The sequence below is a fragment of the Myxococcus sp. CA005 genome (genome assembly GCF_006518205.1).
Classification (GTDB): domain Bacteria; phylum Myxococcota; class Myxococcia; order Myxococcales; family Myxococcaceae; genus Myxococcus; species Myxococcus xanthus.
Genome location: NZ_SRLV01000027.1, coordinates 47,011 through 67,269, shown reverse-complemented (window position 1 = coordinate 67,269; position 20,259 = coordinate 47,011). Strand labels below are relative to the sequence as shown.

Annotated in this window: 17 protein-coding genes; 12 read left to right on the top strand and 5 right to left on the bottom strand. The window is 69.9% G+C overall.

Features of this window, described 5'->3' with window-relative positions:
• Positions 1-2: 2 nt before the first annotated feature.
• Entirely contained in the window at positions 3-638 is a 636-nt protein-coding gene (locus FMQ63_RS14500) for a hypothetical protein (RefSeq protein WP_043612441.1), read from the bottom strand.
• A gap of 127 nt (positions 639-765) precedes the next feature.
• Between FMQ63_RS14500 and clpB the strand changes: the two genes are divergently transcribed.
• The 4 genes from clpB to FMQ63_RS14480 all read left to right on the top strand — a co-directional run bounded on the left by clpB (position 766) and on the right by FMQ63_RS14480 (position 6,819).
• Positions 766-3,390, top strand: a complete 2,625-nt coding sequence (gene clpB / locus FMQ63_RS14495) for an ATP-dependent chaperone ClpB (RefSeq protein WP_011555066.1) — start codon at positions 766-768, stop codon at positions 3,388-3,390.
• A gap of 76 nt (positions 3,391-3,466) precedes the next feature.
• The gene (locus tag FMQ63_RS14490) at positions 3,467-4,150 is read left to right on the top strand and encodes a hypothetical protein (RefSeq protein WP_011555067.1); all 684 of its coding nucleotides are present in this window, start codon (positions 3,467-3,469) and stop codon (positions 4,148-4,150) included.
• A 10-nt stretch (positions 4,151-4,160) separates the two neighbouring features.
• Positions 4,161-5,177: an LLM class flavin-dependent oxidoreductase gene (locus tag FMQ63_RS14485; protein WP_011555068.1), complete on the top strand. Its 1,017-nt coding sequence runs from the start codon at positions 4,161-4,163 to the stop codon at positions 5,175-5,177.
• 256 nt (positions 5,178-5,433) lie between these two features.
• A complete protein-coding gene (locus FMQ63_RS14480; protein ID WP_011555069.1) occupies positions 5,434-6,819 on the top strand; it encodes a di-heme oxidoredictase family protein in 1,386 nt (461 codons plus the stop codon).
• Between the two features lie 12 nt (positions 6,820-6,831).
• On the opposite strand, the gene FMQ63_RS14475 is transcribed toward FMQ63_RS14480, so the two are convergent.
• On the bottom strand, positions 6,832-8,160 hold the full coding sequence (locus FMQ63_RS14475; protein WP_011555070.1) for a DUF418 domain-containing protein: 1,329 nt from the start codon (positions 8,158-8,160) through the stop codon (positions 6,832-6,834).
• A 139-nt stretch (positions 8,161-8,299) separates the two neighbouring features.
• On the opposite strand from FMQ63_RS14475, the gene FMQ63_RS14470 reads away from it, so the two are divergent.
• Both FMQ63_RS14470 and FMQ63_RS14465 read left to right on the top strand, forming a co-directional pair.
• A complete protein-coding gene (locus tag FMQ63_RS14470; RefSeq protein ID WP_011555071.1) occupies positions 8,300-9,613 on the top strand; it encodes an amidohydrolase in 1,314 nt (437 codons plus the stop codon).
• Positions 9,614-9,745: 132 nt separating this feature from the next.
• On the top strand, positions 9,746-11,965 hold the full coding sequence (locus tag FMQ63_RS14465; RefSeq protein ID WP_011555072.1) for an Ig domain-containing protein: 2,220 nt from the start codon (positions 9,746-9,748) through the stop codon (positions 11,963-11,965).
• Positions 11,966-12,022: 57 nt separating this feature from the next.
• Here the strand turns inward: FMQ63_RS14465 and FMQ63_RS14460 are convergent, their stop codons facing one another.
• A complete protein-coding gene (locus FMQ63_RS14460) occupies positions 12,023-12,439 on the bottom strand; it encodes a helix-turn-helix domain-containing protein (protein ID WP_011555073.1) in 417 nt (138 codons plus the stop codon).
• A gap of 101 nt (positions 12,440-12,540) precedes the next feature.
• Here FMQ63_RS14460 and FMQ63_RS14455 point away from each other — a divergent pair, with 101 nt between their 5' ends.
• On the top strand, positions 12,541-13,395 hold the full coding sequence (locus tag FMQ63_RS14455) for an SDR family oxidoreductase (RefSeq protein WP_026114032.1): 855 nt from the start codon (positions 12,541-12,543) through the stop codon (positions 13,393-13,395).
• 48 nt (positions 13,396-13,443) lie between these two features.
• Here FMQ63_RS14455 and FMQ63_RS14450 read toward each other — a convergent pair whose 3' ends face one another.
• Positions 13,444-13,995 carry a sigma-70 family RNA polymerase sigma factor gene (locus FMQ63_RS14450; protein WP_011555075.1) on the bottom strand — a complete coding sequence of 184 codons (552 nt, stop codon included), beginning with the start codon at positions 13,993-13,995 and terminating at the stop codon, positions 13,444-13,446.
• 309 nt (positions 13,996-14,304) lie between these two features.
• Here FMQ63_RS14450 and FMQ63_RS14445 point away from each other — a divergent pair, with 309 nt between their 5' ends.
• Positions 14,305-15,114 (top strand): DUF6209 family protein, encoded by an 810-nt coding sequence (locus FMQ63_RS14445; protein ID WP_011555076.1) that lies wholly within the window; start codon positions 14,305-14,307, stop codon positions 15,112-15,114.
• A gap of 144 nt (positions 15,115-15,258) precedes the next feature.
• Here FMQ63_RS14445 and FMQ63_RS14440 read toward each other — a convergent pair whose 3' ends face one another.
• Complete coding sequence (locus FMQ63_RS14440) at positions 15,259-15,693, bottom strand: arginine repressor (RefSeq protein ID WP_011555077.1); 435 nt, start codon at positions 15,691-15,693, stop codon at positions 15,259-15,261.
• A 169-nt stretch (positions 15,694-15,862) separates the two neighbouring features.
• Here FMQ63_RS14440 and FMQ63_RS14435 point away from each other — a divergent pair, with 169 nt between their 5' ends.
• The 4 genes from FMQ63_RS14435 to argH are packed head-to-tail and all read left to right on the top strand — an operon-like array spanning position 15,863 to position 20,240.
• Positions 15,863-16,870, top strand: coding sequence for an N-acetylornithine carbamoyltransferase (locus FMQ63_RS14435; RefSeq protein WP_011555078.1), 1,008 nt, complete (start codon positions 15,863-15,865; stop codon positions 16,868-16,870).
• 43 nt (positions 16,871-16,913) lie between these two features.
• Positions 16,914-17,840, top strand: coding sequence for an acetylglutamate kinase (argB, locus tag FMQ63_RS14430; RefSeq protein ID WP_011555079.1), 927 nt, complete (start codon positions 16,914-16,916; stop codon positions 17,838-17,840).
• Positions 17,837-18,898 carry a M20 family metallo-hydrolase gene (locus FMQ63_RS14425; protein WP_011555080.1) on the top strand — a complete coding sequence of 354 codons (1,062 nt, stop codon included), beginning with the start codon at positions 17,837-17,839 and terminating at the stop codon, positions 18,896-18,898. The genes argB and FMQ63_RS14425 overlap by 4 nt, the downstream gene beginning before the upstream one ends.
• On the top strand, positions 18,891-20,240 hold the full coding sequence (gene argH, locus FMQ63_RS14420; protein WP_011555081.1) for an argininosuccinate lyase: 1,350 nt from the start codon (positions 18,891-18,893) through the stop codon (positions 20,238-20,240). Before FMQ63_RS14425 ends, argH begins: the two co-directional genes overlap by 8 nt.
• Positions 20,241-20,259 lie beyond the last annotated feature (19 nt).

Sequence of the window (20,259 nt, the reverse complement as noted above, 5' to 3'; positions counted from 1 at the left end):
TCTCAGAGGGCGTCGGACTCCGGCAGCGTCACCTGGCAGGTCGGCAGGAGGGCCTCCAGGACGGCGGCCCCTTCTGCGTCACGGCCCTCCAGCGCCAGCTCGTGGCCCGGAGCCACGCGCGGCAGCCGCAGCAGCTCCTTGCGCGTCAGGCCGAACACGTACGCCAGGTGGCCCACCGGCCAGCGCTCCTGCATGTGCTTGAAGGCCGCGTCGTCCATCTGGTCCAGCGGCACCGGGAGCTCCACGTCCTCGTAGACGACCCGCTCACCGCCCACGCGCCGGCCGTTGCCGTACGCGATGACCTGCTCGCCTTCGTCTGGATCATAGACGTAGGCCTGGACGGCGGCGTTCGTCGCCCGGGAAAGCAGCCGGGGGAGCGCATGGTGGGCCGCATACCAGTGTGCGCCCTGCCGTCCCTCGGTGAAGGGAGCCACGTACGCCAGACGGACCACCTTGCGGCGTCGGTTGACGGACACCTTCAGCCCCGTCGCGCCCATCGCACCGTCCAGCGCCAGCGCTTCACGCGCCAACCGGAGCAGCTCCAGGCCGCCGAAGCTCTCGAGTCGTAGGAGATATCCGCCGTGTGCTTTCAGTTTCAGCCCCCCAGGGGATTGGGCGCCGCCTATACCCGGCATCATACCCGCTGGCAACTCCGGCACCTTGAAAAGCAGGTAGTTACCAGGAGTCCAAACTATTCCAGACAAGCGGAAACGTCGCGCCACGTGCGCTGCTTGCCAAGGGGTGGCCGACTCTTACGTTGGAGGCATGCGACTCGACAAGTACACAGTGAAGGCGCAGGAGGCGATCCACGAGGGTCAGAGCCTGGCCCGTCGGGCGGACAATCCGCAGTACGAGCCCGAGCACCTGGCCGCTGCGTTGCTCGGCCAGAAGGACGGCATCGTCGATCCCCTGCTCCGGAAGATCGGGGCAGACGTGAAGCTGTTCGCCGCGCGGCTCGGCGAGGCGCTCCAGAAGCTGCCCCGCATGCAGGGGGGCGAGAGCGCGATGCTGGGCCAGCGGCTGCTCAAGACTTTCGACAAGGCCGAGGACGAGGCCAAGTCCCTCAAGGACGAGTTCATCTCCTCGGAGCACCTGCTGCTCGCGCTCACGCACGACAAGGGCGCGGTGGGCGAGGTGATGAAGTCCTCGGGCGTCACGAGGGAGCGCGTGCTGTCCGGACTCAAGGAGGTCCGGGGCTCCGGGCGCGTGACGAGCCAGGACGCCGAGGCGACCTACCAGGCGCTGGAGAAGTACGGCCGCGACCTCACAGAGGCGGCGCGCTCCGGCAAGCTCGACCCCGTCATCGGCCGTGACGAGGAGATCCGCCGGTGCGTCCAGGTGCTGAGCCGGCGCACCAAGAACAACCCGGTGCTCATCGGCGAGCCCGGCGTGGGCAAGACGGCCATCGCGGAAGGACTGGCGCGGCGCATCGTCGATGGCGACGTGCCGGAGGGCCTGAAGAACAAGCGCCTGGTGTCCCTGGATTTGGGCGCCATGGTGGCCGGCGCGAAGTACCGCGGCGAGTTCGAGGAGCGCCTCAAGGCCGTCCTCAAGGAGATTGCCGACGCCGCGGGCGAGGTCATCCTCTTCATCGACGAGCTCCACACGCTGGTGGGCGCGGGCAAGGCCGAAGGGGCCATGGACGCGGGCAACATGCTCAAGCCGGCGCTGGCGCGCGGCGAGCTGCACTGCATCGGCGCCACCACGCTGGACGAGTACCGCAAGCACATCGAGAAGGACGCCGCGCTGGAGCGGCGCTTCCAGCCCGTCCTGGTGGGCGAGCCGAGCGTGCACGACACCATCAGCATCCTCCGCGGCCTGAAGGAGCGCTACGAGGTGCACCACGGCGTGCGCATCCAGGACAACGCCCTGGTGGCCGCCGCCACGCTGAGCCACCGCTACATCGCGGACCGGTTCCTGCCGGACAAGGCCATCGACCTGGTCGACGAGGCCTCCAGCCGCCTGCGCATCGAAATCGACTCCATGCCCACGGAGCTGGACGACGTGCGCCGGAAGATGACGCAGCTCCAGATTGAGCGGGAGGGCTTGCGCAAGGAGACGGACCCGCACTCGCAGGAGCGCCTGGGCCAGATTGAGAAGGAGCTGGCCAACCTGAGCGAGAAGTTCAACGCGCTCAAGGTGCACTGGGACGCGGAGAAGACGGCCATTGGCGCCATCCGCAGCCTGAAGGAGAAGCAGGAGAAGGCGAAGAACGACCAGGCTGCGGCCGAGCGTCAGGGCGACCTGAACCGCGCGGCGGAGCTGAAGTTCGGCGTCATCCCCTCGCTCGACAAGGAGCTGAAGGCGCAGAACGAGAAGCTGGCCGAGCTGCAGAAGAACCAGAAGTTCCTCAAGGAGGAGGTCGACGCGGAGGACATCGCCCAGGTGGTGGCCAAGTGGACGGGCATCCCCGTCTCGCGGCTGATGGAGGGCGAGGTCCAGAAGCTGGTCCACATGGAGGACCGGTTGGCGAACCGGGTGATTGGCCAGCGCAGCGCCATCGAGGCGGTGTCCAACGCCGTGCGCCGCGCGCGCAGCGGACTGCAGGACCCCAACCGCCCCATCGGTTCGTTCATCTTCCTGGGCCCCACGGGCGTGGGCAAGACGGAGACGGCCAAGGCGCTGGCGGAGTTCCTCTTCGATGATGACTCGGCCATGGTCCGCATCGACATGTCCGAGTACATGGAGAAGCACTCCGTGGCCCGGCTGGTCGGCGCGCCTCCGGGGTACGTCGGCTACGAGGAGGGCGGCCAGCTCACCGAGGCGGTGCGCCGGCGGCCGTACACGGTGGTCCTCTTCGACGAAATCGAGAAGGCGCACCACGACGTCTTCAATGTGCTGCTCCAGATTCTCGACGAGGGCCGGCTGACGGACAGCCAGGGCCGCACGGTGGACTTCAAGAACACGGTGCTCATCCTGACGTCCAACATCGGCTCGCAGGACATCCAGGCCGGCATGGCGGGCAAGGAGGAGCTGGACGAGCGCACGCGCAACGAGGTGATGGACGCGCTGCGCGCGCACTTCCGGCCGGAGTTCCTCAACCGCGTGGACGAGATCGTCATCTTCGAGCCGCTGCGGAAGAAGGACATCTACCGCATCGTGGACCTGCAGTTGGCGCGGCTGTCCAAGCTGCTGGCCGACAAGCGGCTGACGCTGGAGCTGACGGAGAAGGCGCGCGAGCTGCTCGCCGAGCGCGGCTACGACCCGACGTACGGCGCGCGGCCCCTGAAGCGCGCGGTACAGAAGAACCTGTTGGACCCGCTGGCCCTCAAGGTCCTGGGCGGCGAGTTCGTCCCGGGCGACCACATCCAGGCGGATGCGGGCCCGGACGGGCTCACCTTCGCCAAGGTGCTGGTGGACACCTCGAAGGACGTGAAGCGCTCGGCCTAGCCCGGGCGTCCACGGATGTGCCTCGGCCCGGCGTCATGGCTTGACGCCGGGCCGCCTCCGCGCGAAGAGCCCGGCCATGAAGCCCTGGGAGACGCTGGAGCGCGCAGAAGTCCCGGACGTGGGGGAAGTCACCCTGGCCCGGCGCGGGGACGAGTACGTCTTCCGCGTGCGGGGCCAGACGCTGATGTCCAGCCGGCAGCACGGCTCCGAGGAAGCGCTGGCGGAGGCCGGCTGTGAAGGGCTGGCGGGCCGAAGCGGCGTCCGGGTGCTCGTGGGTGGGCTGGGCTTTGGCTACACCACCCGCGCGGTGCTGGACCGGCTGGGTCCCGACGCGCGTGTCACGGTGGCGGAGCTGCTCCCCGTGGTGGTGACGTGGAACCGGGGGCTGCTCGCGCCGCTGGCCGGGGCGCCTCTGGAGGACCCGCGCGTCACCGTGGTGGAGCTCGACGTGGGCAAGCACATGGCCCGGCAGTCCGGGACCTATGACGCCATCCTGCTGGACGTGGACAACGGCCCCACCGCCCTCACCCACCCCGACAACCACGGCCTCTATGGGCGCGTGGGGCTGGCGCACGCCGTCCAGGCGCTGCGGCCAGGAGGCGTACTGGGCGTGTGGAGCGCCGGGCCCTCCCCCGCCTTCGAACGCCGCATGGAGCAAGCGGGCTTCACCGTCCAGGTGCTGCACCCGGCGGCGCATGGCACCAAGGGGACGCGGCATACTCTGTTCATGGGCAAGCGGAGGCCCCAGGGGCGGCGTTAGTAGGGGCCCCATGATTCCTTTCTCCGTCCTCGACCTCTCGCCCGTCACGCAGGGCTCCACCGCGGCCGACGCGCTCCGGAACACGCTGGACCTGGCACGGCACGCGGAGGACTGGGGCTTCAAGCGCTTCTGGCTGGCCGAGCACCACAACATGACGGGCATCGCCAGCGCGGCGACGTCCGTGGTCATCGGCTACGTGGCCGGAGGGACGAAGCGCATCCGCGTGGGTTCGGGCGGCGTCATGCTGCCGAATCACGCGCCGCTGATCATCGCGGAGCAGTTCGGCACGCTGGAGACGCTCTACCCGGGGCGCATCGACCTGGGGCTCGGCCGGGCGCCGGGCACGGACATGCTGACGGCGCGCGCCCTGCGGCGGGACCTGGCGGCGAGCGCGGACACCTTCCCCCAGGACGTCGTGGAGCTGAAGTCGTACTTCGAGCCCACCGAGCCGGGGCAGCTCATCCAGGCGGTGCCGGGCGCGGGTTTGAAGGTGCCCATCTGGCTACTCGGCTCCAGCCTGTTCAGCGCGCAGCTCGCGGCGATGCTGGGCATGCCGTTCGCCTTCGCCTCCCACTTCGCGCCCGATGCCCTGCTTCAGGCCCTGGACATCTACCGGGAGCGCTTCAAGCCGTCCGAGTCGCTCGAGCGGCCCTACGCCATGGCCTGTGTGAATGTCTTCGCGGCGGATACGGATGCGGAGGCACAGCGCCTCTTCACTTCGGTGCAGCAGCAGTTCATCCGCCTGCGCCGCGGCACGCCCGGTCAGCTCCCGCCCCCGGTCGATGACATCGACTCCGTGGCTTCGCCCTTGGACCGCGCGAGCGCCGACCACGCGTTGAAGTACTCCATCATCGGCGCGCCCGACACCGTTCAACAGGGTCTGGCGGCGTTCATTCGACTCACGGGAGTCGATGAGCTGATGGTGACGGGAATGGTCTACGACCACGCCGCACGGCTGCGCTCCTTCGAGCTGACTGCGCAGGCGCACCAGCGGCTCGCCGAGGCAGAAGCGGCGCAGCCGGCCTGAAGAACCGCCCGCGCCCTCCTCCCAGGCGGAGCGTGAAACACCGCGTCTGTGGCAATGAACGACACACACGCCTCCGCCCTGTAGCGGAACGCGCTACACGGCCACGCGCCTCGTCCTCGCGAACGCCGTTTCTCCCAGCAGCAGCATGGCTGCGCGCGTCGTGGCGCGATGGGTGCACACCTCGCGGCCGCGGATGGCGCTTCGCCTCGAAGCGCGTCACGGGAAACGAGTAGGCTTTCCCTCGGGAGACGTTCTGATGCGCAGGCGGCGGTACCTTCTAGGCATTCCCGTCGGAGCCATCGCTATCGCCGCGGTCTGGGCGAGCACGCACCGGCTGCCCCGGCCTCTCGAGCTGGGCGCACTGCCCGCCACGACGGAGCCTGGAGAGGAGCTGTCTGGCGGACGGGGCTCCGTGCCGGACCCGGGACGCAACGCCTTTGGACGCGCGCCCATGAACATGCCGCGGACGCGCTGGGAGGACTTCCACGCGGGCAAGCGCGTCTTCGGTCGCGATTGGACGGACGTGGACGGCCCCATCCAAGTGGGGCCGTTGTTCAACGCCCCCTCGTGCATGACCTGCCACGTGAAGGATGGACGCGGCCAGCCCCCCGCCTCTCCGAGCGAGACGCCCATCTCCCTCGCGTTCCAGCTGAGCGGGCCAGACGGCCGTGGGCCACATCCGATTTATGGCGCGCAGCTCGACGTTCGCCATGTCGACGGAACCGGCGCGGAAGGCAGCGTCGAGGTGACGCACGAAGAAGTCACCGGCCGGTTCGCCTCGGGCGAGACCTACGTCCTCCACCGGCCCCGCTACCGATTCACCCAGCTGTCGAAGGGGCCCCTCGGGGAGGAGACCCGCTTCTCCCCTCGTGTCGCGCCCGCGAACTTCGGCCTCGGACTGCTCGAGGCCATCCCCGAGGCGGCGGTACTGGCCCACGAGGATTCCGAGGACCGTGACCAGAATGGCATCTCCGGCCGGGCCAACCGTGTGCGGGACGCGGCGACGGGACAGACGCGGATGGGGCGCTTCGGCTGGAAGGCCAACCAACCCACGCTGCACCAGCAGGTGGCACACGCGCTCGTCACCGACATGGGACTGACGACGGAGCTGTATCCCCGCGAGCAGGGACGCGAGGCCGGCGAGGCCGCCCCACCCGAGGTCAGCCCCAAGGAACTGGACGCGCTGCTCATCTACGCGCGCTTGGTCGCCGTGCCCAAGCGCCGGGACTGGGAAGCCGCCGACGTCCTGCGCGGCAAGGCGGTGTTCGGCGCCATCGGCTGCGCGGGGTGCCACGTGGGCACGGTCTTCGAGACGGAAGACGTGCCCGGCTTCCCCGAACTGTCCGGCCAGCACATCCGCCCCTACACGGACCTGCTGCTCCACGACATGGGCGAAGGGCTCGCGGATGACCGTCCGGACGGGCTCGCCACCGGCACCGAATGGCGCACCCCGCCGCTGTGGGGCGTGGGCCTCGTGAAAGCGGTGAACGGCCACACCCGCTTCCTGCATGACGGGCGGGCTCGCGACCTGGAAGAGGCCGTGCTGTGGCATGGCGGCGAGGCCGCGCCGGCCCAGGAGCGCTACACGCGCCTGCCGCTCGCAGACCGGCAGGCGCTGCTCGCGTTCCTCAACTCACTCTGAGCCCTCACCTGCTCAAGAAGCGCTGACGCCGGGGACACCTCCGTCGCCAGCGAGCCGCCGCATGGGCTGGACCCTTCCATACGTGAGCGAGCGCCACAGCCACTCCGCGGGACCGAAGCGGAAGCGCGCCAACCACAGACGGCTGAACACCACCTGCGCCGCGAAGATGACGCAGCAGATGACGACGATGCGCGACGCCGGCAGCTTGCCGATGAAGCCCAGGCCCCAACCGCTATAAATCCAGATGCTCACCGCGGACTGCATCAGGTAGTTCGTCAGGGCCATGCGCCCCACGGGCGTCAGCACGCCCAGCCAGCGGCTCCAGCGCTCCCGCTGGAAGAGCAGCGCGAAGGCCGCCACATATGCCGCGCCCATGGCGATGTAGCCGGGCTCCTGGAAGCCGTTGACGATCATCATCCAGGGCCCCTTCGGGTCCCACTCCAGCACGCCGGCTTTGCGCAGGCGGAACAGCAGCAACCCACCGCCATTGAGGACGAGGCCCACGCTCAGCCCCCAGCCAAGAATCCGGCGCAGCAACGCCCGGTGACGCTCCACGTCCTGCAACAGGAGCAGACGCCCCGCCAGCAACCCCAGCAGGAAGCGCCCCAGGATGAGGCTCATCCAGAGCACGCGCCGGAAGCCGCCGCCGAGGTTCTCCAGGAAGAAGCGTGCGTTGCCCACCTGCGCCGTCCAGAACGACTCGCTCGACAACGCCACCAGGGTGTCGGCTCTCAAGGCCATATCCCTGGCATGACTGGCCTTCGCCGCCTCGGCCGCGGCCTCCGCGCCGTGCAGCAGGATGGGCGTGTAGCGAATGGCGGCGGGCACCAGGAACGGCATCACGGTGACGAGCCCCAGCGCCCAGAACAGCACCGTGCGGTTGGAGCGAGCCCGGAAGGCCATCAGCAGGAAGCCCACCATCGCGTAGGTGTGGAGGATATCGCCCGTCCACAACAGAAGGGCGTGCGCCAGGCCGATGCCGAAGAGCATCAGCAGCCGCCGGCGGTAGAGCGGCGCGGCGGAGACGCCACGTGACTCGGCCCGCGAGAACTGGAGTGCGAAGCCCAGGCCGAAGAGGAACGAGAAGATGGAGATGAACTTCTGCGTCACGAAGAGCTGATAGATGGAGCCGATCACCTGCTCCAGCAGGGGGGCATCCAGCGCGGACGCAGCCTCACGGGGCATGAAGGCCCGTCCACTCAGCCACATGAGGCTGTTGGACACGAAGACGCCCCAGAGTGCGAAGCCACGGAGGGCGTCCAGCAAGACGACTCGCTCGGAGGCATCCACTGGACGCGCCACGGGCAGGTCGTCCGCCACGGGAGAACCAGATTGGGACATGTGTGAAGCAGACGCGCTCTGCCTCCTGGCCGTCAATCCCGCACGTTCGAGGGTGACGGGACATGCGGGCTTGCCCCCTCCTGGCATGGCGGGTGTGCTGTAGTGGCTCCCCGCTCCCCGACGGACAGGAGTCCGCCCCGTGAAGATTTCCCCCCTGCTTCCCCTGCTGCTCATCTCCCTGGCCGCGCCCGGCGGCCTCGCGCTCGCCGCGGAGACGCCGCCCGTCCTGGGTGGCCTCGATGCCATCTACCCAGAGCTCGACGCGCTCTACCGCGACCTGCACCAGACGCCGGAGTTGTCCAACCAGGAAGCCAAGACGGCGGCGAAGCTGGCCGACCGGCTGCGCAAGCTCGGCTTCGAGGTGACGTCCAAGGTGGGCGGGCACGGCGTCGTGGCCCTGCTCCGCAACGGCCAGGGCCCCACGGTGATGCTGCGCGCGGACATGGACGCGCTACCCGTGGAGGAGAAGACGGGCCTACCCTATGCGAGCAAGCAGAAGGCGAAGGACGCCGCGGGCGCGACCCACCCGGTCATGCACGCGTGTGGCCATGACGTGCACATGACGTCGTTGTTGGGAACGGCCGCGCTGCTGGCCCGTTCGAAGGACCGGTGGCGAGGCACACTGCTGCTGGTGGGCCAGCCGGCGGAAGAGGTGGGGGCGGGCGCCCGGCAGATGCTCCAGGACGGCCTCTTCAAGCGCTTCCCCAAGCCGGACTTCGCGGTGGCGCTCCACGTCAACACCGCCGCGGCGGGCACGGTGGAGTTCACTCCCGGGTATGCGATGGCGAGCGTGGACGGCGTTGAAATCACCCTGCATGGCAAGGGGGGACATGGCGCGTATCCCCACACCACCGTGGACCCGGTGGTGATGGCGGCGCGCGTCGTGCTGTCGCTCCAGACGCTCGTCAGCCGCGAAAAGAACCCGCTGGAGCCCGCGGTGGTGACGGTCGGCTCCATTCATGGCGGCGCCAAGCACAACATCATCCCCGATGACGTGAAGCTCCACCTCACCGTGCGCTCGTACAAGCCAGAGGTCCGCAAGGCCCTGCTGGACGGCATCGAGCGCATCGCCAAGGCGGAGGCCATGGCCTCCGGCGCGCCCCGTCCACCCGACATCGCCATCACCGAGGGCACGCCCTCCACCTTCAACGACCCGGCACTCACCAAGCGGCTGGTGGGCGCGGTGTCCCGCGTCCTGGGCGAAAAGAACCTCCAGGAGGCGCCTCCCGTCATGGGCGGCGAGGACTTCTCCGAGTACGGGCGCGCGGGCGTTCCCGCCGTGATGCTCTGGCTCGGCTCCACCGAGCCGCGGCAATACGCCCAGGCGATGTCCGCGGGGACAGCGCTGCCTTCGATGCATTCGCCCCTCTTCGCGCCGGACCGCGAGCGCACGCTGCGCACGGGCGTCACCACGCTGACCACCGCCGCCCTGGAGCTGCTCGGCAAGCCGTGATGGCCGGGAAGCGCGCAGCGCCTTGCACCCGGGCCGGCACCTGTTCGGCGGCGGGGTTCGCGAGACGCCCACGCTGATTTGACTCGGGGGAATGCGAAACCGTAGACAGGGCTCCTCTCGCATCGCGACAGGATGTCCCCCTTGCTCAATCGCAATCATTCCCTGCGAGCCCTGCTGGGGGCTTCGCTGTGGTGGGTCGCCTCCGGCTTCCAGTCCGAGGCCATCGTCAGTCACGAAGGCACGGTCCGCAGTGGCACCTCCGTCTCGCTGAGCCTCCAGGTCTCCTCCGGGCCCAGCCAGACCTCCGCGCGCACCGGCCAGTTGGTGGCCTGCATCGCCCTGCCCGTGGGCTGGCAAGCGCCGGGCGGCAGCTACACGCATGCCGGCTCGGCGGCCACCGCCGCGCAGCCGGGCGCCTCGGCGCTCTCCGCCGAGGCCCAGTCCGCCTGGCCCGTCGACGGCTCCACCTGGCACTGCCTGGTGTCGGAAAACGTGACCACAACGAACCAGGAGGTCCAAACGACCGCGCAGCTCACGCTCCCCGTGCCCGCGGCGGCCCAGGGGGCCTACCGGGTGCGGTACCAGAGCGGGTTCCGCGAGATGACGCCTCCGGTCGGAGGGGGGCAGGCTCCGACCTACCAGCCCACGGACTTCTCGGGACGCCTGGAGCGCCTGCTCCACGTCAACGTGGCCCCCGCCACCACCTTCGACGACTGGCAAGCAGGCGTCGCCACCGGCATCTTGGTGACGCCGTCCGTGACGCGCGCCTGGCATGGCAACGGGACGTTCCTGGCGGCGGCCACGGGCAACCCGGAGCTGCTGCGCTCCTCGGACGGGCGCCAGTGGACGGGCTTCGTTCCCGTGGCGGAGGGGACCACGTCGCCCCTCCCGCTGGAGCGGCTGGTCTACTCCCAGCGCAGATGGTTCGGCCTGTCGAGCGGGCGCATCGTCGTCTCGTCCGACAACGCGCATACCTGGGCCCCCGCCTACCAGGACCCGGCGCCCGGGGGCCGGCGCTTCCTGGAGCTCGCGCTCAGCGGAAACCGGATGGTCGCGGTGGGCACCGCGGGCCTCATCGCCAGCTCCATGGACGGCCAGCGCTGGACCGATGAGAGCATCAACAGCGCCTATGACGTCGTGACGCTGGTGCCCGGTCAGAGCAGCTTCCTCGCTGTGGCCAACCCGATGGCGGGCGCGCCCTCCCAGCATCCTGTCCTCGTGCGGCCCCAGGGCGCTGGCGCCGCCTGGGAGGTGTTCCAGCCCGCCACGCTGTCCGGGCTCACCATCGCCCGGCTCATCGCCGGAAATGGGCGCTTCCTCGCCTTCGCCCGGCCCAACCAACCGTCCCCTCTGGCGCCCCAGGCGGTGGAACCGACGAGCGGATTCTTCCTCTCCGAGGACCTCGGCGGCACCTGGACGCGCGTGGAGAGCCTCCGGCTTCCCGCGGACGCTCCGCTACCCACCCCGCTCATGACGTTCGTGGACCAGAGCTTCGTCGTCAGCTGGACGGCCGTCGACCCGCAAGTCGTGGGAGTGCTGCCCTCGTTCGAGCTGCAGGTGTCGGCGGATGGCAAGGAATGGACGGCGCACCCGACGGGCGCGGGCGGCAACTATGCGTCCACGGCCTTCGCCACGGGCGACACCTCCGTGGTCGCGGTGAGCCAGCGGCGTCTGCTGGTGGCCTCGCGCCGGCCCTGGCCGCTGCCGGAGCTCCTCACGGAGACGCTGCCCCCGTTCCGGCTGGGCACGGCCGCCAACGTGGAACTGAGCACGCGCGGCTCGGGCACCCTGACGTTCGAGCTGGAGGGCACGCTGCCCTCGGGCCTGACGTTCGCCCCCACGACGGGTACCTTCACCGGCACGCCCGCGCAGTCCGGTAGCACCGCCGTCACCGTCCGGGTTCGCGACGCGCGCGGCGGTGTGGCGGCGCGCACGTACAGCGTGGACGTGGTGGGCACCCTGAGCATCTCCAGCGGCGCGATTGCGTCCGCGACCCAGGGCACCGCGTATGAGGCGCGCTTCACGGTCCAGGGCGGCCGGGCGCCGTATACGTGGAGCCTGGACGGCGGCACCGTGCCCGGAGGCTTGACGATTCAGCAGCGCGACGGCGCCTACGTGCTGAGCGGGATTCCGACCGCCAGCGGCACCTTCCCGCTGACGGTGAGGGTGACGGACTCGGCGAACCAGACGGCGGCGCGGAGCGTGTCGCTGCAGATCGCGCCCACGCCGCCCCCGATTGACGACAAGGGCGACGCGCCCAGCGGCTGTGGTTGCAGCGGCAGCGGCGCGGGCGTCCAGGCACTGGGGCTGGCGGCGCTGGCACTGATGGGCCGAGCCCGCCGCAAGCGCTGACCCCGCGATGCCCTGACGTCCTCTCCATCCATGAGAGGGCGTCAGGCCAAGAAACCCCTATCCCTTCCTTGGGGTATACACGGCCCGCGCCGCGGCGATGCGGGGCATGCTGTCCTCAATCCAATCCGCGAGCGCCTCCACGCGCGCGGCGACTTCCTCCCCCAGCGGCGTGAGGCTGTAGTCCACGTGCGGCGGAATCACCGGGTGGACTTCACGGAGCACGAAGCCGTCCTGTTCCAGGGCCTGGAGCGTCTGCGACAGCATCTTCTCGCTCACGCCCGCCACCCTCCGGCGCAGCTCACTGAAGCGACGCGTGCCTTCCAGCAGCGCAATCAAGACCAGGACGCCCCAACGGCTCGTCACGTGGTCCAGCACGCCTCGCGAAGGACATGAGGGCACGTACAGGTTGCCCCGCTCCACCGCCAACTTCGCCATCTTCCGCGCCAGCGGCCCCGGACGCTTGTTCGCGCTCATGTTAGTAGCTTACCAAAAAGTGGGTACTTACTAGAAGTTAGTGACATCGTTAGGTTCCTCTCGCGTCTGGAAAACCCTCCACGACAGGAGATGTGAACCCCATGATTCTTGTGACTGCGGCAACGGGTAAGCTGGGCCGTCTGGTCGTCGCGGGCCTGCTCGAAAAGGTCCCTGCCAAGGACATCGCCATCGCCGTGCGCGACCCGAGCAAGGCCTCCGACCTGGCGGCCAAAGGCGTCCAGGTCCGTCAGGCGGACTACAGCAAGCCGGAGACGCTCGGACCCGCGTTGGCCGGAGCGGACAAGGTGCTCCTGATTTCGTCCAGCGAGGTCGGCCAGCGCGCGGCGCAGCACCAGGCCGCGGTGGACGCCGCGAAGAAGGCAGGCGTCCGGCTGCTTGCGTACACCAGCATCTTGCACGCGGATACCTCGGGCCTTCTGCTCGCCGGCGAGCACAAGGCGACCGAGGAGGCGATTCGAGCGTCCAGCATCCCCTTCGTCTTCCTGCGCAACGGCTGGTACACGGAGAACTACACGGAGAACCTGGCACCGGCGCTGGCACACGGCGCACTCATCGGCAGCTCAGGTCAGGGCCGTTCCGCCGCCGCCACCCGGGCGGACTACGCCGCCGCCGCGGTGGCCGTGCTCACCGGCACGGGCCATGAGAACAAAATCTACGAACTGGCCGGCGACACTGCTTTCACCGCCGCGGAGCTGGCCGCCGAGGTGTCCCGCCAGGTGGGCACGACGGTCGTCTACAAGGACCTGTCACAGGCCGACCATGCCGGCGCGCTCATCGGCGTGGGCGTCCCCGCCCCCTTCGCCGAGTTGCTGGCGGACTCCGATGCGGGCGTGGCGCGCGGTGAGATGAACGACAGTTCCGGCGACTTGCGGCGGCTCATCGGGCGGCCCACGACGCCGCTCGCGGACGCGGTGGCGGCGGCCGTCAAGCGCTGAGCCCGACGCCCCCTGATTCCAACCCGGCCCGCGTGGACGCGCGGGCCGTCAGTTGCCCAGCCGCGTCAGCAGCCACTCCCGGACGTAGGCCCAGTCGCGCTTGACCGTGACGGGCGACACGCTCAGCACCGCGGCGGTGTCCAGCAGGTCCAGGCCCACGAAGTAGCGCAGCTCCAGCATGCGCGCGAGCCGCGGCTGGAACGTGTCCAGCTCCGAGAGTGCTCGGTCCAACTCCAGCACCTCCAGGCTCAAACCCGCCGGGACATCCGCCTCCACGTCCCCCAGGCTCACCCGCTCCAGCCGGGCCTCTCGGACCTGCGCCCTGCGCAGCCGCACCCGGTCCACCATCACCCGCCGCATGGCCTGCGCCGCGGCGCTGAAGAAGTGACGCCGCGCCTCCACCGGAGCCCCCGCGCTGAACAGGCGCAGCCAGGCCTCCTTCACCAACACCGCGGGTTGAAGTGACGGCGTCGACGCCGCATCGGACATGGCCCGCTGAACCATGTCCCGCAGCTCCTGGTAGGCCGCCGCCATCAACGCATCCCGCGCGCCCTGCTCGCCCTTGCGCGCGTGGTCCAGTAGCTCTGTCAGCTCCGACATGCCCACATTCACCTCCAGGCCAGACGGGTTCGCCGCCCTCACAGAAACTACGCTCTCAACGAGAAATCTTGGAAAACTGGGGCAGGTACCCCTCACGGTGCAACGATTCCCCCGACCGGAGGGGTTGGGAAACGACAGTGTCCTACAGCGGGAGGCGTTCACCCCCTGACGCCAGGCCGAGGCGCGCCCGCAGACACGGCGGAAGCAAGGCATTCCGGTATTTCCCCGGGTCGTGCTAGCGAGCCGCTCGCGTCCGGTGGGCCACACCCTCCGTCCGGGCGCCACCACCCTCCGTGCCCGGGAGTCGCCATGAAGCCGCTGCTGTCCGCCCTGCTGCCGTTGCTGTGTCTTGCCTCCTCCGCCTCCGCAGCGCCGCAAGCGCCCGTCGCCGTGCAGTCCGACCTGGCCTTCCTGTCCGGGCCGCCCACGCTGACCTTCGCCGCGGACTGGAGCGTCACCCTCAGCGGCCAGCCGGAGGCGGGCGGCGCGCTGGACATCGCCTATGACACCTCGCGCCTGCCGCTGTGCCGGGGCACCGGGTGGACCATCACCGGGTTCGCCATGTCGAACCGGGGCCCGGTGCAGGGCTTCCCCGTGGCGGATGCCACCACGGTGGGCGCCATCGCGCAGACGCAACTGGCCCTGGCTCAGGGCGGCACGTTGGAGCTGTGGTTCCAGAACACGGACGCCACCGGCTGCTCCCACTGGGATTCGAACCTCCAGTACAACTTCCACACGTGGGTGACGCAGAACCCGACGATTTCGTTCCACCCCGCGCCAGCGTGGACGTACACGGTCCACGGCACGCTCCAGGGCGGCACCACGCTGATGGTGGACTACGACCTCGGCCGCATCGCCCAGTGCCGGGCGCAGTACCTGAATTACAAGGCCTGGGGCACCACGGCGCACTACCGCATCAACGGCGGCCCGGTGACGATGCTCAGCCTGACGGCGAGCTGGGGTGAATGGGACGCCGAGTTCTGGAGGCAGATCCCCGCCTTCATTCCGCTGCCGCCCGGCCCGGCGACGCTGGAGCTGTGGTTCTCCTCCCAGGACCGCAAGGGTTGCCAGCAGTGGGACTCGCGCCACGGACAGAACTACGTCTTCGCCATCCAGTGAGCTCCCGCGCTCCGACGCGTCGAACTTGTGATTCCAAGTGATGCCCGTCGCGGTCCAACTGTCGCCGGCAACGAAGGCCGTGTAGACGGCGCCTGCGCCAGGGACGCAACCCCATGACGAAAGTCCCCTGACGGGGCGCGCCTCTCACGCCCCCAGCGACAGGAGCCGCTCCACCGCCGCGCGCACGTCGCGCAGCAGCGCCGGGTCCGTCACCGCGACGAAGATGGTGTCATCCCCCGCCACCGTCCCCGCGAGCCCCGGCAGCTCCCGCTCCTTGTCCAACGCCAGCGCGAGCACCGGCGCGAACCCCGGCGCCGTTCGAATCACCAGCAGGTTGGGCGGCGCTTCCAGGATGGTGACACGGGGCCGCTCTGGCATCACCGCGGGCGTGGCCGGCGCGCGCTGATAGCGCCCACCCACCTTCAAGATCCCCAGCTTCTTCAGGCGCCGCGACAGCGTCGACTGGCTCGGCGACTGGCCTTCCGCCTCCAGGAGCTGCTGCAGCACGGTCTGATCGCCGATCTCCCGCTCGGCGATGAGCCGCAGGATGGCCTCGTCCAGGTTCATTCCCACCAACATGCATCCCTGTGAATATTCATGCAAGAACATGCATGCGCTCGTTGCGAATAATCCGCTTGCGCGGCGCGTCTTTCTGCATAATATCCGCCGCCTTTTCGCGGCGATGCACGCATTTTCACGCATATTCATCACGAATATGCAGGTAGCCGCTGCCGGGGAGGACAGGCCCATGAAGCACGTCACGCACATCAAGGATCTGGGGCCCGAGGGCGTGGAGGCGGTGCTCGCGCAGGCAGCCGCGTGGAAGCAGAAGGGACCGGAGCACGCGCTCTTCGCCAACACGCTGCTGGGGATGGTGTTCTTCAACCCGTCGCTGCGCACACGCACCTCGTTCGAGGCCGTCATGCTGCGCGGCGGTGGCAACGCCATCATCCTGGACGTGGGCTCCGGCGTCTGGAAGCTGGAGCACCGCGAGGGCGCGGTGATGAACGCGGACCGGGCTGAGCACCTCAAGGAGGCCGCGCCTGTCCTGTCGCGCTTCGTGGACATGCTCGGCGTGCGCACCTTCTCGCAAGGCGGCGGTGACGAGGAGGACGAACTCGACCCCGTCATCAACGCGTTCCGCAAGTGGTCCACCGTGCCGGTGGTGAGCATGGAGTCCGCGCGCGAGCACCCCTGCCAGGGTCTGGCGGACATGCTGACGCTGCGCGAGACGTTCGGCAACACGAAGAAGCTGCCGGTGACGCTGACGTGGGCGCCGCACATCAAGCCGCTGCCCAAGGCCGTGCCCAACTCCTTCCTGCTGAGCGCGGCGGCGGCGGGCTGCGAGATTCGCGTAGCCCACCCTCCCGGGTTCGACCTGCACCCGGCCGTCCGCGCCGAGGCGGAGGCGTACGCCAAGGCCACGGGCGGCAGCGTCACCTATACGCACGACCAGGACGAGGCCCTGGCCGGCAGCCGCGCCGTCTACGCCAAGTCGTGGGGCCCCACGGCCGCTGCGGCGTTTTCGCCCAATGACGTCTCCGCGCTGCTCGCGTCCTACTCCGGTTGGATGCCCACCCGCCTGACGATGTCGCGCGCGCAAAAGGACGCAGCCTTCCTCCACTGCCTGCCCGTGCGCCGCAACGTCGAAGTGGCCGATGAGGTTCTGGACCACCCGAGCAGCCGCGTCGTAGACGAGGCCGGCAATCGCTACCACGTCCAGCGGGCGCTGCTGCACTGGATGCGTTCGCGCTGAGCGGCCCCTCCGCATTCTTCCTTTCCTGACTTCGAGGTCTCACGTGCCCCTTTCGCCCGACCCCTACTCCGCGCTTCGCCACGCGGCGAAGTACGTGCAGCAGTTCCGCCGCAAGACGTTCGTGGTGAAGCTCGGCGGCGCCATGCTCAGCGACCCGCGTCTGCGCCGCGCCGCCTGCGAGCAGATTGCCCTTCTGTGGACCTTCTCCATCCGCCCCGTCGTGGTACACGGCGGCGGTCCGGAGCTGGACACGCTGTGTGACGCCCTCCACCTTCCGGTGGAGAAGGTGGCCGGCCGCCGCGTCACCTCCGCGCCCGTGCTGGACGCGGCGAAGATGGTGCTCGCGGGCAAGCTGCACACGGACCTGCTGGCGGACCTCCAGGCGGCGGGCGTGCCCGCGGTGGGCCTGAGCGGCGTGGACGCCGGCCTCATCAAGGCACGCAAGCGCCCGCCCGTCATGGTGACGGAAGCCGGTGCCACCGAGGGCAAGCTGGTGGACTACGGCCTGGTGGGTGACATCGAGCAGGTGGACACCCGCGTGGTGGAGCACCTGCGCTCGGCCGACTACGTGCCCGTCATCGCCCCCCTGTCGGGTGGCACGGACGGCGCCGTGTACAACACCAACGCGGACACCGTGGCCGCGGCGCTGGCGGTGGCGCTGTCCGCCGAGAAGCTCTTCTTCCTGGTCCAGGTTCCGGGCCTGCTGAAGAACGTGAGCGACCCGTCGTCGCTCGTCACGCTGGCCAACCTCACGGACCTGGCCACCATGGAGAGCACCGGCGCCATCGCGGGCGGCATGAAGCCCAAGGCGCACGCCATCCGCCACGCGCTCGTGGGCGGCGTGGGCAGCGTGCACCTGGTCAGCGGCGTGCAGCCCAACGCGCTCCTGGAGGAGGTCTTCACCAACGAGGGCAGCGGCACCATGGTCGTGCGGGAGAACGCGCAGAAGCCCGCGGGGGCGGTGGGATGACGGCGGCGGAGCTGCTCCAGGCGCTGGTGGCCATCCCCAGCGTGTCAGGTGACGAGGGCCGCATCGCGGACACGGTGTCCGGGTGGGCGGAAGGCTGGGGCGCGCGCGTCCAGCGGCAGGGCCACAACGTGTGGTTCTCCGTGGGGAGCGGGCCGCGCCGGCTGCTCATCAACTCGCACCTGGACACGGTAAAGCCGTGCGCCGGATGGACGTACGAGCCCCACGCGCCCGTGTGGCGCGAGGACCGCCTGTACGGCCTGGGCAGCAATGACGCCAAGGGGTGCGTGACGGGCATGCTGCTCGCCGCGCGGACCCTGCTGACCGAAGGCGCGCCCACGGGCGCTGAAGTCGTGTTCGCGTTCACCGCGGAGGAAGAGACGGGAGGCCAGGGGCTGGGAACGCTGTTGCCCAAGCTGGGCCCGCTGGACGCCGCCATCGTCGGCGAGCCCACCAGCCTCAAGCCCTGCACCGCCCAGCGCGGCATGCTGCTGCTTCGCTGCACCGCGCACGGCAAGAGCGCGCACGTCGCGCACGCGCACGCCACGGAGGCCGTCAACGCCATCCACCTGGCCGCGACGGACATCGCGGTGCTGGCCGAGCTGCGCTTTCCGTCCCACCCGCTCCTGGGCGAGGCCCGGGCGCAGGTGACGCAGGTGTCGGGTGGCCTGGCGCGCAACCAGGTGCCGGACCGGTGTGAGTTCTTCGTGGACCTGCGCACCACGCCGGGCATGGAGCACGCGATGGTGGCCCGGCAGGTGGCGGGCGCGTTGAAGAGCGAAGTGAAGGTCCATTCGGAGCGCTACCTACCGAAGGCGACGTCGGCGGAGCAGCCCATCGTCCGCGCGGCGGTGGCCGCGTCGGGCGCGCAGCCGGTGGGCTCCAGCACGGCGTCGGACTGGGCCTTCCTGGGGGACATCCCCGCGGTGAAGGTGGGCCCTGGCGACACGCTGCGCAGCCACCTGGCGGACGAATTCATCACCCGGGCGGAGCTGGAAGCCGGCGCCGCCTTCTACACGCAACTGGTTCGGGGTTACTTCGAGGAGGCGGCTCGTGGCTGACACGCTGTGGGGCAAGGGCCTTCCCCTGGACGCGGCCATCCATCGATTCACGGTGGGCAACGACCCGGTGGTGGACTTGGCGCTGGCGCCGCATGACGCGCTCGGCTCGGCCGCGCACGCGCGGATGCTGGCGCGCGTGGGCCTGCTGAAGGACGCGGAGGCCAAGTCCCTGGTGACGGCGCTCAAGGCGCTGCACGACGAGGCCCGCGCGGGCACGTTCGTCATCCGTCCCGAGCAGGAGGACGGCCACACCGCCCTGGAGGCGGCGCTGGTGGAGCGCGTGGGCGAGCCGGGCAAGCGCATCCACCTGGGGCGTTCTCGCAACGACCAGGTGCAGTTGGCCCTGCGCCTGCTGCTGCGTGAAGAAGTGCTCACGCTGGGCGCGCGGGCGGCGGAGCTGGCGGGGGCCTTCCTGGACTTCGCGCAGGCGCACAAGGACGTGGCGCTGCCGGGCTACACGCACCTGCGCCGGGCCATGCCTTCCACCTTCGGTCTGTGGGGCATGGCGTTCGCGGAAGGGCTGCTGGAGGAACTCGAGGCGCTGCGCGGCGTGTGGGCTCGGCTGGACCGCTGCCCGCTGGGCGCGGCGGCGGGCTTCGGCGTGCCGCTGCCCATCGACCGGGAGTACGTGGCGGCGCTGCTGGGTTTCTCGCGCGTGCAGCGCAGCCCCATCGACGTGCAGAACGGACGCGGCCGTCACGAGTCCGCGGTGCTGGGCTGGGCCTGCTCGGTGGCGGGCACGCTGGAGAAGTGGCTGTGGGACGTGCAGCTCTACAGCATGGACGAGTTCGGCTTCCTCGGACTGCCGGACGCGTACACCACGGGCTCGTCCATCATGCCGCAGAAGAAGAACCCGGACGTCGTGGAGCTGGCCCGGGGCCGCTGCCGCGAGCTGCGCGGACTGGCGCATCAGGTGGAGGCCGTCGCGGGCGGACTGCCCTCCAGCTACCACCGCGACTTCCAACTGCTGAAGTCCCCCACCCTGACGGCGCTGGGCTCCACGCGGGAGCTGCTGGACGTGCTCACCCGGTTGGTGCCCGCGCTCCAGGTGAAGGCGGACGCGGCGGCGCGTGCCAGCGACGACACGCTGTACGCGGCGCACCATGCCTATGCGCTGGTGGCCCAGGGACAGGCCTTCCGTGACGCCTACAAGCAGGTGGGCCGCGAGCTGGTGGAAGGAACGTTCCGTCCAGACCGCGGCGCCCTGACGGCCACCCACCTGGGTGGCGCCGGCAACCTGGGCCTGCCCCAGGCCCGGGAAGAGCTGGCCGCCTCGCGCGCCTGGCTCGATGAGACGCACCGCCTGGTGGCCGATGCCGCCGGGCGCGTCTGGACGGTTTGAACCGCATCCCCGCGAGGAG